Source organism: Microcoleus sp. CAWBG58, from assembly GCF_020883045.1.
In the GTDB taxonomy this organism is placed as follows: Bacteria; Cyanobacteriota; Cyanobacteriia; order Cyanobacteriales; family Microcoleaceae; genus Microcoleus.
The window spans coordinates 41261-53625 of record NZ_JAHRFA010000005.1; the positions used below are offsets into that span (position 1 = coordinate 41261).

Consider the following 12365-nt stretch of genomic DNA (forward strand, 5'->3'; position numbering starts at 1 on the left):
TGGCGATCGAATAAGTCTAATATCATGTCCGGTCGATTACTATAACAAAAAAACTGTTCGTAGTGCGGACTTCAGTCCGCAATATGCTGCGGACTGAAGTCCGCACTACGAACGAACGGATATTATCGCGGTCAACCGACCGGACACGATATAAAATGTCGATCGAGATAGAAGACTCAGTTTTGCAAAAAGCATTTGTTGTTGTAAGTAGGTAGGCACAATCAAACCAAACTACGTAAACTTATGTAAAGTAGCAGCAGAAACGCTTTAAATATAAGCCTTTGAGCGATTTACATTTCTTAATCTAGTTGTGTTTTTTAGCGCTCACCTACTTAGTGCTGTCCCCGCTCGCGAGCGGGGACAGCACTATAAATGCTTGCACGCTTTGCTCCCTCTCGATACTTAGGCCGCAATCCAAGATCCCAAATCTAAAATCTAAAATCGAATGACCAACCCCAGCGAATACCGGCAAAGACGCGAACAGTTAATGGCAAAAATTGGCAGCGGGACAGCAATATTTCGCAGCGCGCCCGCAGCCGTCATGCACAACGATGTTGAATACGCCTACCGACAAGATAGCGATTTTTTCTATTTAACTGGTTTCAACGAAGCTGCGGCGGTAGCAGTTTTGGCCCCGCACCACGAAGAACACAAATTTGTTTTGTTTGTCCAGCCAAAAGACTTGGAAAAAGAAACTTGGCACGGTTATCGCGCTGGAGTTGAAGGCGCTAAGGAGTTGTACGGCGCCGATGAAGCATTTCCCATGGCCGAACTTGCCGAAAAACTACCAAAATATTTAGAAAAAGCCGATCGCATATATTATCACTTCGGGCGCGATCGCAATTTCGACCAAACAGTCCTCAAGCACTGGCAAAGCTTGATGGCAACCTACCCCAAACGCGGTACAGGCCCCACTGCGATCGAAGATTCCAACATCATATTACACCCGATGCGGCTGGTAAAAAGCGAAACAGAATTAGCCTTAATGCGAAAAGCCGCTAATATCTCCGTTACCGCCCACAACCGCGCCCGAGAATTTGCCAAACCAGGCAGGTACGAATACGAAATTCAAGCAGAAATCGAACATATTTTCGGCAGGAACGGCGCCACTCCCGCCTACCCTTCAATTGTTGCATCCGGTTACAATTCCTGCGTCCTCCACTACATCGAAAACAACCGCCAAATGCAGGAAAACGATTTGCTGTTAATAGATGCCGGTTGTGCTTGCGGCTACTACAATGCCGACATTACTCGCACCTTTCCCGTCAGCGGCAAATTCACCACCGAACAACAGACTATTTACGACTTAGTTTTGCAAGCACAAACCCAGGCAATTAGTCAAGTATATCCCGGAAATCCTTACAGCAAAATTCACGAAACCGCAGTGCGCGTTTTGGTGGAAGGTTTAATGGATTTAAAACTTTTGGTCGGCGACATTGAAGAGATAATTAAAGAAGAGAAATACAAGCCGTTTTATATGCACCGCACTGGTCACTGGCTGGGATTGGACGTGCACGATGTCGGTGTTTATCAGTACGGCGAAAATCCGCAACTTTTGCAAGCAGGACAAGTTCTGACGGTCGAACCGGGGATTTATATTTCTCCTTATATTAAACCCGTTGAAGGACAGCCGGAGGTTCCTGAAAAATGGCGCGGTATAGGTGTGAGAATTGAAGATGATGTTTTGGTGACAATTGACAGTCATGAAGTTTTGACCGCCGGAGCTCCTAAATGAAGGCAGCTATGTTTCAGTTGACAGTTGACAGTTGACAGTTGACAGTTGACAGCTTGACGGCAACCTCTACCTGGAATTCCGAGGATGGGAGTAATGAATCGTCTTCTTTTAATTTCTACGCCAAACAAGCGAGGCTTTCAACCAATTATTTCTGGTAACAAGGCAGAAGTTAATAAATCTTTTGTCTGGCGGCAGTCAATTTTACAAACAGTTTGTAGTGCGGACTTGAGTCCGCTCTTAAGCTGCGGACTCAAGTCCGCACTACGAACCGTTTTGCTTGTGGTAATCGACCGGACATGATATTTTTTAAATAAAATAGCCTTTTCTGGGTAAAACTTAATATATTTGTAAATTTTGTGTGAAATCGTGCTAGTTTGCAGTCAAGACTGGAGCCTTCTAATGTTAGGCTAGACACAACTCTAGTCCGCAACTGCCAATTAATAACTTACTATGTGTAGTGAGCCCACAGAGATCGATCGCGCCCTCACAACCTGCGAAGCGCTAGTAGCAGAGCAAAAAGCAAAAATTCGGCAACTCGAAGAAAATTTGCAGGAAGAAATAGAATTGCGGCGCAAATTAGAAGCACAACTGAAAAGAGATATCGTTGAGTTAACTCAAACAGAAGATTCTTTGCGACAAAATCAAGAATTTATGCAAAGGGTAGCTGATACTACCCCCGGTGTTTTATACATTTACGACCTCATAGAAAACCGCAATCTCTATGGAAATCGCTACATCGGCGAGTTTTATGGTCGCACGGCGGCACAAGTTCAGGAAATGGGAAACGATGCCTTTTCTTTGCTAGTTTATGCTGAAGATATAGAGAAACTTATAGTTCACGTCGAAACAGAAATAGCCCTAGCTAAAGATGGAGAAATTCTGGAAACAGAGTACCGAATTGTCCAACCTAGCGGCGAATTGCGGTGGTTTCACGATCGGCACGCAATTTTTTCTCGCACTCCTGACGGCAGGCCAAAACAAATAGTCGGAGTTGCCCAAGATATCACCGAGCGAATTGAGGCAGATGCCGCTCTCCGAGAAAATCAAAAGTTTATTCACAGTATAACCGAAGCACTTCCAGGTCTTGCTTACATTTACGATCTTACTGAAAATCGAAATATTTATACCAACAACCAAGTTAACCAAATTCTCGGCTATTCCTCCGAACAAGTTCAACAGTTAGGAGACGCACTTTTTGCCACAATTATGCACCCCGATGATTTGCTGAAAATCCCGGAAATCCAAGCAAAAATATCAACACTTAAGGACGGCGAAATATTTGAGTGCGAGTACAGGCTGAGAAATGCTCGGGGTGAATGGCGCTGGTTTATGGGCAGAGATATTGTTTTCTTGAGAAACTCTGACGGTTCGCCGAAACAAACTCTCGGTATTGTTATAGATATTACTGAACACAAGCGAGTCGCCCTAGATCGAATTGAGTTAATCGCATCTCTTGAAAAAAGCCAGGAAATGTACCGAACTCTCATCAAGCATTATCCGAATGGATCGGTATTTTTGTTCGATCCCGATCTGCGCTATATTTTGGTTGACGGTCAAGGTTTGGCAGTAGTTGGTTTGTCCAAAGAACTGGTGGAAGGCAAAACCTTGTCGGAAATATCGCCGCCAGAAGATTTGGAATTTTTTGAGACCAAATATCGCGCAGCTTTAGCAGGAGAAGAGAATAATTTTGAATATAAATATCGCGATCGATTTTATTCAACAACAGTTTCTCCAGTCAAAAACGACCAGGCAGAAATTTTTGCAGGCATGGTAGTTACTCAAGATATTACAGAAAACAAACAGTCAGAATTCGTGCTGCAACGCCTGAAAAATGAGCTAGAAATAAAATATCACAAGCGTACTGAAGATTTAAGAATAGCTAACCAACACTTGCGGGAAGAAATTATCAATCGCTGGCGTACCGAAGAATTTTTGCGGGAAAGCCAGCAACAGCTAGAATTGTTTTTTTCGCAATCTTTAGATGGTTTTTTCTTTGTGATGCTGGACGAACCCGTGTACTGGCGCGATACCTCTGACAAAGAAAAAGTTTTGGATTACGTATTTTCTAACGGGCGGGTAACGAAGGCAAATGATGCTTTGATCGCTCAATACGGAGCTACTAGGGAAGAGTTTATTGGCGTGACGCTTAACTCTTTCTTGTTCCACAACTTGGCTAGTGACAGAGAAATTATCAGGCAATTTTTTGATGCTGGCAGAATTCACATCGAAACTGACAATCGCAAGTTTGATGGTGAGCTAATGTGGGTCGAAGGCGATTATATTTGCATTGACGATTCCCAGGGCAGAATTGTCGGGTATTTTGGCGTGCAGCGCGATATTAGCGATCGCAAAAAAGCAGAAGCTGCCCTTAGAGATAGCGAAGAACGTTTTCGCGCAACCGTCGAACAAGCAGCAGTCGGCATTACTCACTGCGATAAAAATGGCCGCTATTTGCGAGTCAACCAAAAGTTCTGTAATATTTTGGGATATACTGCGGAAGAGTTGCTGTGCGGAACTTGGATGGATGTCAGTTACTGTGAAGATCTAGATCCAGACTTAGCAAAAAATCACAGATTGTTTGCCAGGGAAATTGACTGTTTCAACATGGAAAAACGCTTGGTGCGTCGAGACGCTTCTTTAATTTGGGTAAATATCACTGTTTCGCTCGTGCAAGAACCGTTGAGCGGAGCAATTTATAATGTAGCAGTCATAGAAGATATTAGCGATCGCAAACAAGCTGAAGCAGCACTGAAGGAAAGCGAAGAAAGGTTCCGACAGCTAGCAGAAAATATTGAAAGCGTGTTTTGGATGGTAGGCGTTCAGCCCCAGGAATTTATTTATGTCAGTCCGGGTTACGAAAAAATTTGGGGGAGAAGCAGTGCTGATTTGTATGCTTGCGGGCGCTTTTTTGCAGAGTCACTCCATCCAGAAGATCGCGCTAGGGTGATTGCTGCATTCACTAAACAAGTTCTAGCTGAAGACGAGATTGAGTATCGCATTGTCAGGCCGGACGGCGAAATTCGCTGGATTCGCGATCGGGCTTTTCCGATTAGAAATCAAGGTGGTGAAATTTACCGCATTGTTGGGATTGCAGAAGATATTAGCGATCGCAAACAGGCAGAAAAAGCGATCCGTGAAAGTGAAGAACGCTTCCGCCAGCTTGCCGAAAATATCCAAGATTCCTTCTGGCTAGTTGCTGCTGACTTTACCGATTTATTGTATCTGAGCCCAGCTTACGAGCAAATCTGGGGGCACAGCCGCGAAGAATTGTATGCCGAGCCGATAAAATGGATGGAGTGGGTGCATCCAGAGGATATACATTTGCTACAAGAGGGAATTCCGCGAGTGTTACAGGGCGAGTCCACCAGTATCGAATATCGGATTTTGCTGCCAGACGGCACAATTCGCTGGGTGTGCGATCGAGCTTTTCCCATTTATGACGAAGCGGGCAAAATTTATCGGCTGGCGGGTATTTGCGAAGATATTAGCGATCGCAAATTGACCGAGGCCCGCATCCAAGCGGCACTCCGCGAAAAAGAAGTATTGCTCAAAGAAATTCACCACCGAGTCAAAAATAATATGCAGGTAGTTTCCAGCCTGCTGCAACTTCAAGCTCAATACATTGAAGACGAACCGACGCTTGCTTTATTTGAAGAAAGCCAAACCCGCATCCATTCAATGGCTCTGATTCACGAGCAACTTTATCAATCGGAAAATATCGATCGAATCCACCTCCCCCCTTACGTTGAAAACTTGATTGCTAATTTGTATCAATCTTTTGGTTGTGGTAAAAATTCTATCAAATTCAATCTCAATGTCGATCCCATACATTTAAATATAGAAACAGCAATTCCTTGCGGTTTAATTATCAATGAACTGGTTTCAAACTCCTTAAAGTATGCTTTCAATCAAAGTTTATCGGGAGAAATTACTATTAATTTTAATGGAAGTAAATTTCCTGAATTTCATTTAAGTATTCAAGACAACGGCAGCGGATTTCCGGCGGACTTTGATGTGGAAAGTAGCGAAACATTAGGATTGCGATTAGTGCGGATGTTAACTCAGCAATTAGAAGGAAATCTGGTTATTGACACTGAGTGCGGAACTTGTTACCATATTACTTTCCTTGAGTTAAATTATCGGCGTCGCATTTAAGAAAAAAATATGAATCCTATAAAAATATTGGTAGTAGAAGATGAAATAATTGTAGCTCAGGACATAGCAGGCAGATTAAAAAAGCTGGGTTATGCAGTAACAGCTATTGTTGCTTCAGGAGAAGAAGCTCTAGAAAAAGTAGACGAAAGTCCGCCAGATTTAGTGCTGATGGATATCGTGCTTAAAGGTGAGATGGACGGCGTGACAGCCGCCGAAAAAATTAGAAATAAGATAGATATACCGACAGTATTTTTAACAGCTTATGCCGACGATAAAACGATGCAAAGAGCGAAAATTACAGACCCATTCGGTTACATTATCAAACCATTTCAACAAAATGATTTGCGGGTGGCGATCGAGATTGCGCTCCACAGGCACGAAATCGAAACCAAAATGCGAGCAGCTCTCAAAGCTTCGGAAGCAGCCAGAGAGTCGGTGGAAGAAAAAGCGCACCGCCAAAACCAGTATATATCAATGGCTGCCCACGAATTGCGCAACCCGCTGAACACGATTTTAATCTCTGCCGAGCTCCTAGAGCTCGATCGCACTCGCAGCAGTGACGAATCTCAAGTCAAAACCCTGCGCCTAGTGCACTCAGCTACCCAAAAGATGAACCAGCTAATCGAGGATATGCTGTTCATGGGCCGAGCAGAAGCAGGGAGACTCAAATGCAATCCATTACCGATAAATTTACTCGAATTTTGTCAAGATTTGCTGGATCAATTGCAGTTAGGAAATGAAGCCAAACACAAACTAAGATTCAGCCCGTCTGCCGTTACCAGCGCGATGTTAGATCAACAATTGCTGCACGGCATTATTTCTAACTTAATCGTCAACGCCATAAAATATTCTCCCGACGGCGGGCAAATAACCTTAGAATTGGAATGCCGTCAACCAGGCGAGGGAGACAAAGAAGCTATTTTCTGCTTGTCTACTCAGTCTTTGTTTGCCAATTCCCCATTTAAAAATATTAACTCTCCTTTACTAATTATTCGCATCCGAGACGAAGGTATGGGCATCCCAGAAACCGAAGTAGGGAAAATATTTGAAATGTTTTACCGTTGCAAGAATAGTGGAAAGATTAAAGGTAACGGTTTGGGATTGACGATTGTTAAAAAAGCTGTGGATTTGCAAGGAGGTGCGATCGCCTGCGAAAGCAAAATCGGGGTTGGTACTACCTTTACAGTCGCCCTTCCTTACGTAGCTCTTTCCTGCAAAATGCCCTAGACTTATAGCCTTTCTCAAAAAGATGAGGTAAATAAGGCATAGGGCATAGGACATAGGGCATAGGGCATAGGGCATAGGGCATAGGGCATAGGGCATAGGGCATACCTCACTTTTTCGATAACCGCTATATTTCATGAATCTTAGATTGAATTCATACAAATTATAGAGTGCGTTAGAGGGCTGAAGGTTTTGGCAGCGGGTTGCTCATTCCATCCCCGCTGACGCACCTGACGCTTAGCTTTCTACTGTCAACTGTCTACTGTCAACTGTCAATCGTAATCCACCGGAGATGATATTAATCATCATATTAATCATCAAAATTTTGCAAAATCCACTCAACCCCCGCAGCTAAATTTGCAGCAATAAAATCAGGTTTAGTATGGTGCTGATACTCCCCACTCAACACACTTTCCCCGTAACCAGTCTGCACCAAAATACCCGTACAACCGGCATTGTGAGCCATATCAACATCCGTCGCTTTATCCCCCACCATAAAACTATTCGCCAAATCCAAATCGTGTTCCCAAGCCGCCGCTACCAACATCCCCGTATTCGGTTTTCGCCAAGTCGTATACCGGGTAAATTCTGGATTTGTTCCGCCTTCCGCTGCGCTCAAATAAGGACAATAATAAAGAGCATCTAACCGGGCTCCCGCTGCGGTTTCTAATAACAAACACAGGCGTTTGTGCAAAGCTTCAACGTGGGCCACAGGATAATAACCCCTCGCCGGCCCCGATTGATTGGAAACCAAACAGCAAAATATTTGTCGGTCATTTAAACGACGTACAGCTTCAGCTATGCCGGGAATTAAATGCAAATCTTCTAGTTTGTGAATGTAGCCAGCTTCGATATTGAGAACGCCATCGCGGTCGAGAAATACTGCTCGTTTCATAGAATTGCGATCGGATTGTAGATACTGTCTGGAACTGTCAAGGAGTAGCGCTCAAATAATTGGGGATGAAGGCTTTTGGAATTTCTAAAATCCCCAAAGCCCTGCGACCAAAATTATACTCTAGCTACCCTGAAAAATCAAGACTGTATCTACAGATATTGCCATTAATTTATCCGCACCATCACTACTTTTTGTACCAAGCTTGGCGCCACTGTTTCATTTCCTCAATCTCTTGCTTTTGCGAAGTCAGAATCTCTTGAGATAATTTCTTCATTTCCGGCCGTTTCGACTTCTGCAACGCATCTTCAGCCATCACTAAAGCTCCTTCGTGATGGGGAATCATCGCATTCAGAAATCGGAGGTCAAATTCAGCATCAGCCGCTCCTAAATCCATGCTCATCATCATGGCTTGCATTTGTTCGGGAGTCATTGGCATCATGTGATTCATTTGAGCGTGATAAGCCATTGGCGTACTGTCGGCTTTAGCATACCAAGTTTTTCGCCACTCTTTCATTTGATTGATTTCGCGGTTTTGAGCGGCAATAATGTTATTAGCTAGTTTTTTCATTTCCGGGCGCTTCGACTTGTTGAGCACCTCTTTCGCCATGTTTACAGCACCTTGATGGTGTACTGTCATGCCATCAATAAATCGCAAATCGTAGTCGGCATCAGCCGGGCCTAAATCCATTGACATATTGTGATTCATGCCATGATTCATACCACCCATGCCGCCACTTTGTGCCGCGTCTTGCTTGTTGTTCGCTTGGGTTGTTGCGGTAACATTTGGGGCTTGAGTTGGGCTGGTAGGAGATTTTGAACAAGCTGCTAGAATTCCGCTGGTTGCGGTGGCTGTGGCGGTCAAGATTAGCACTGCCAAGCCTGTTTTTAATGAAATTGGTTTCATAGATTTTATATCCTTAAAACTGCCACGTTTATTCAGTCTCTCACATATAAATGAAATTAGCATGAAATTCTTGAGTCTAAGTTGTAAAAAAATCTTGCCGTGCCATCAATTAGATAAAGCATGAGTTTTAGTAAAACTTAATAATTAATTTGGGATTTTCCATTGACTCTCCTGCTAGCTGGAGACTTTATAATGGAGTTAATTCATCTATGAAGCAGAGTAGTTTCTGCTGAGGTTGCAATTATGACTTTAGAGCTAAAAGTCCCCAAAATGGCTTGTTCGGCTTGTGTGAATACAATCACAAAAGCAGTCCAAGCTATTGACTCAGCCGCTGCTGTTGAGGCGGATCTCAAGACAAAAATGGTCGCGATTCAAACGGCTAAGCCGGAAAGTGATGTTAGAAAAGCGATCGCATCTGCTGGCTATCCAGCAAGTTGATTTTAGATTTTAGATTTTAGATTTATATCATGTCCGCAGAGAACGACCATGATAAGATTTGTTTGTAGTGAGGACTTCAGTCCTCTGAATTATGAGGACTGAAGTCCTCACTACAAACCGTTTTTATTATGGTAATTTACAGGACATAATATTACTCCACAGATGAATCTAGGAGACTGAACAAGAGTCAAATTCTTTTGACTGTCCACGACAGAATTCCTGGGCTTATATCCATTTTTTTCTAGTCATTTGAAGCCGGGAAGTAATTTTCTAATCTAGGAGGGCATTTATGGACAATCTCACACTTAAATTGCGGGGCATGAGTTGTGCTGCTTGTGCTTCCTCTATCGAACAAGCAATTAAATCTGTCCCCGGCGTAATTGGGTGCAGCGTCAATTTTGGCATGGAACAAGCAACCATCCAATATGACTCGAAGGAAACCAACTTAGCAATCATTCAAGAAGCTGTTGGTGCGGCGGGATATGAAGCTTTACCGCTGCAAGAAATGGCAGAGGATGATGCAGAAAAAGCCGATCGCAAATCCGCATCTCAAAACTTGCAGCGAAAACTCTGGATCGCAGGCAGCATCAGCATTATACTGGTTTTGGGCGGCATTCCAACTATGACAGGCTGGCACCTGCCATTCATTCCCGGATGGCTGCACAATTTTTGGCTGCAATTAGTGCTGACATCACCAGTACAGTTTTGGTGCGGTAAATCGTTTTATGTGGGGGCTTGGAAATCGTTAAAACGGCGCGTCGCCACAATGGATACCCTGATTGCTTTGGGGACAAGTGCTGCTTACTTTTATTCGGTATTTGTGACATTTTTGCCCGGTTTATTTACCGCCCAAGGTTTGACTCCTAGCGTTTACTACGAAGTTGCGGCCAGCGTGATCGCGTTAATTTTGTTGGGGAAAAACCTCGAAAATAGAGCGAAGGGAGAGACTTCGGAAGCGATTCGCAAACTCATGGGTTTGCAAGCAAAAACTGCTCGAATTATTCGCAAGGGGGAAGAGTTAGAAGTACCCATCGCCGAAGTGGCAATTGGCGACATTGTGCAGGTGCGTCCGGGCGAGCAAATCCCCGTAGATGGAGAGGTAATTGAAGGTGCTTCGACGGTAGACGAAGCAATGGTTACGGGGGAAAGTTTGCCTGTCAAAAAGCAACTTGGCGATGAAGTTATTGGAGCGACAATTAACAAAACAGGCAGCTTTCGGTTTCGCGCTACCAGAGTTGGCAAAGATACATTTTTAGCTCAAATTGTTAAGATGGTGCAGGATGCCCAAGCTTCAAAAGCACCGATTCAAAAGTTAGCAGACCAAGTAACTGGTTGGTTTGTTCCCGCAGTCATTGCCATCGCTTTAGCTACTTTTATTATTTGGTTTAACGCGATGGGTAATTTCACTTTGGCGACGGTGACAATGGTGGAAGTGTTGATTATTGCCTGTCCCTGTGCTTTGGGTTTGGCGACTCCTACTGCTGTGATGGTTGGCACGGGTAAAGGTGCAGAAAATGGGATTTTAATTAAAGGAGCCGATAGTTTAGAATTGGCTCACAAAATTCAAATTATTGTATTAGATAAAACGGGAACGCTTACGGAAGGCAAGCCGACTGTTACTGATTTTGTGACAATTAAAGGAACCGCCCAGAGCAATGAGTTAAAGTTGCTGCAATTGGCGGCGTCTGTAGAGCGAAATTCGGAGCATCCTGTAGGGGAAGCTGTGGTGAGATACGCTCAATCTCAAGAGGTGAAGTTGACAGATATTCAGGATTTTGAGGCTGTGGCGGGGAGCGGCGTGCGAGGGGTTTCGGGGGGAAAGTCGATCGCCCTGGGAAGCTTCAGGTGGATGCAGGAGCTAGGCTGCGATACTGAATATCTGGAGCTGCGCGCGCGAGCTTTTGAAGCTGCGAGCAAAACGGTGGTTTGGATGGCTGTAGAGGGCAAAATTGAGGCGATTATGGCCATTGCCGATGCTCTGAAACCTTCGTCAGCGCGGGCGGTAAAAGCGCTGCAAAAACTCGGTTTAGAGGTGGCGATGCTGACTGGGGATAACCGCGCGACTGCGGAGTCGATCGCCCAATCGGTAGGAATTACTCGGATTTTTGCCGAAGTTAGACCCCACCAAAAAGCCGCTCAAATCCAAGCGCTGCAAGGAGAAGGCAAAATTGTAGCGATGGTGGGAGACGGGATTAACGATGCTCCTGCTTTGGCCGCTTCGGATGTCGGAATTGCGATCGGTACCGGCACTGATGTGGCGATCGCAGCCAGCGACATTACCTTAATTTCCGGCGATTTGCAAGGCATAGTTACAGCAATTCAACTTTCCCGCGCCACCATGCGGAACATCCGCGAAAATCTGTTTTTTGCCTTTATTTACAACATCGCAGGCATCCCGATCGCAGCGGGCATTTTATACCCGATTTTTGGCTGGTTGCTCAATCCGATTATCGCTGGTGCAGCAATGGCTTTTAGTTCGCTTTCGGTAGTGACTAATGCTTTGCGGTTGCGGAATTTTAAAGTCAAAGTTATTGCATAATTTAGGAGGAATTTGATAAATGTTTAGCCAGCGTCAAGTTTTAGGAAGTCTCGCAGGTTTAGGAATTGTGCTCGGACTTGCATCGGGAGTTCGAGCCAATCAAATATCAAATCATCCGGCAAAATCAACTGCTAAATTTTTGAAAATAGAACAACCGCTAAGTTTAAAAATTGGCATAACAGCAGGCGGATTGAGCTTAATTGGTTTAGAATTGTGGTGGTTTTTGTTGAGTAAAAATCAAGCTAAAACGCAATCTGCTTCAGTTAAGGCAGATCCCCCCTAGCCCCCCTTAAAAAAGGGGGGGACAAGAGAATTGTCAAAGTCCCCCTTCTTAAGGAGGATTTAGGGGATCTCCGGGGGGAATAAGAGAATTGTCAAAGTCCCCCTTCTTAAGGGGGATTTAGGGGATCTCCGGGGCATAAACAGTTTTAACCCAAGCGTATCGAGCCTAAAATCAAGTAAATTTTCCCGTCGC

At 44.4% G+C, this 12365-nt stretch carries 9 protein-coding genes; 6 read left to right on the forward strand and 3 right to left on the reverse strand.

Annotation, left to right across the window (positions count from 1 at the left end; genetic code table 11):
- Nucleotides 1-445: 445 nt before the first annotated feature.
- Nucleotides 446-1735: an aminopeptidase P N-terminal domain-containing protein gene (locus QZ918_RS02970; protein WP_293330860.1), complete on the forward strand. Its 1290-nt coding sequence runs from the start codon at nt 446-448 to the stop codon at nt 1733-1735.
- Here the strand turns inward: QZ918_RS02970 and QZ918_RS02975 are convergent.
- The gene (locus tag QZ918_RS02975) at nt 1702-1863 is read right to left on the reverse strand and encodes a hypothetical protein (RefSeq protein WP_293330863.1); all 162 of its coding nucleotides are present in this window, start codon (nt 1861-1863) and stop codon (nt 1702-1704) included. The genes QZ918_RS02970 and QZ918_RS02975 overlap by 34 nt on opposite strands.
- Nucleotides 1864-2185: 322 nt before the next feature.
- On the opposite strand from QZ918_RS02975, the gene QZ918_RS02980 reads away from it, so the two are divergent.
- Nucleotides 2186-5890 (forward strand): PAS domain S-box protein, encoded by a 3705-nt coding sequence (locus QZ918_RS02980; RefSeq protein WP_293330866.1) that lies wholly within the window; start codon nt 2186-2188, stop codon nt 5888-5890.
- Between the two features lie 9 nt (nt 5891-5899).
- Nucleotides 5900-7117, forward strand: a complete 1218-nt coding sequence (locus tag QZ918_RS02985) for a hybrid sensor histidine kinase/response regulator (protein WP_293155316.1) — start codon at nt 5900-5902, stop codon at nt 7115-7117.
- Between the two features lie 307 nt (nt 7118-7424).
- Here the strand turns inward: QZ918_RS02985 and QZ918_RS02990 are convergent, their stop codons facing one another.
- Both QZ918_RS02990 and QZ918_RS02995 read right to left on the reverse strand, forming a co-directional pair.
- Nucleotides 7425-8009 carry a D-glycero-alpha-D-manno-heptose-1,7-bisphosphate 7-phosphatase gene (locus QZ918_RS02990; RefSeq protein WP_293330869.1) on the reverse strand — a complete coding sequence of 195 codons (585 nt, stop codon included), beginning with the start codon at nt 8007-8009 and terminating at the stop codon, nt 7425-7427.
- A gap of 184 nt (nt 8010-8193) precedes the next feature.
- On the reverse strand, nt 8194-8913 hold the full coding sequence (locus tag QZ918_RS02995) for a DUF305 domain-containing protein (protein WP_293330872.1): 720 nt from the start codon (nt 8911-8913) through the stop codon (nt 8194-8196).
- 243 nt (nt 8914-9156) lie between these two features.
- Between QZ918_RS02995 and QZ918_RS03000 the strand changes: the two genes are divergently transcribed.
- From QZ918_RS03000 to QZ918_RS03010, 3 genes are all read left to right on the forward strand, one after another.
- Complete coding sequence (locus QZ918_RS03000; protein ID WP_293155325.1) at nt 9157-9351, forward strand: heavy-metal-associated domain-containing protein; 195 nt, start codon at nt 9157-9159, stop codon at nt 9349-9351.
- A 289-nt stretch (nt 9352-9640) separates the two neighbouring features.
- Nucleotides 9641-11890, forward strand: coding sequence for a heavy metal translocating P-type ATPase (locus QZ918_RS03005; protein WP_293330875.1), 2250 nt, complete (start codon nt 9641-9643; stop codon nt 11888-11890).
- A 19-nt stretch (nt 11891-11909) separates the two neighbouring features.
- Nucleotides 11910-12173, forward strand: coding sequence for a hypothetical protein (locus QZ918_RS03010; protein ID WP_293155331.1), 264 nt, complete (start codon nt 11910-11912; stop codon nt 12171-12173).
- Nucleotides 12174-12365 lie beyond the last annotated feature (192 nt).

Coding starts and splice junctions, on each gene's coding strand:
- QZ918_RS02990 (WP_293330869.1), bottom strand. CDS start 8,009: ATGAAACGAGCAGTATTTCTCGACCGCGATGGCGTTCTCAATATCGAA.
- QZ918_RS02995 (WP_293330872.1), bottom strand. CDS start 8,913: ATGAAACCAATTTCATTAAAAACAGGCTTGGCAGTGCTAATCTTGACC.
- QZ918_RS02980 (WP_293330866.1), top strand. CDS start 2,186: ATGTGTAGTGAGCCCACAGAGATCGATCGCGCCCTCACAACCTGCGAA.
- QZ918_RS03010 (WP_293155331.1), top strand. CDS start 11,910: ATGTTTAGCCAGCGTCAAGTTTTAGGAAGTCTCGCAGGTTTAGGAATT.
- QZ918_RS02970 (WP_293330860.1), top strand. CDS start 446: ATGACCAACCCCAGCGAATACCGGCAAAGACGCGAACAGTTAATGGCA.
- QZ918_RS02985 (WP_293155316.1), top strand. CDS start 5,900: ATGAATCCTATAAAAATATTGGTAGTAGAAGATGAAATAATTGTAGCT.
- QZ918_RS03000 (WP_293155325.1), top strand. CDS start 9,157: ATGACTTTAGAGCTAAAAGTCCCCAAAATGGCTTGTTCGGCTTGTGTG.
- QZ918_RS03005 (WP_293330875.1), top strand. CDS start 9,641: ATGGACAATCTCACACTTAAATTGCGGGGCATGAGTTGTGCTGCTTGT.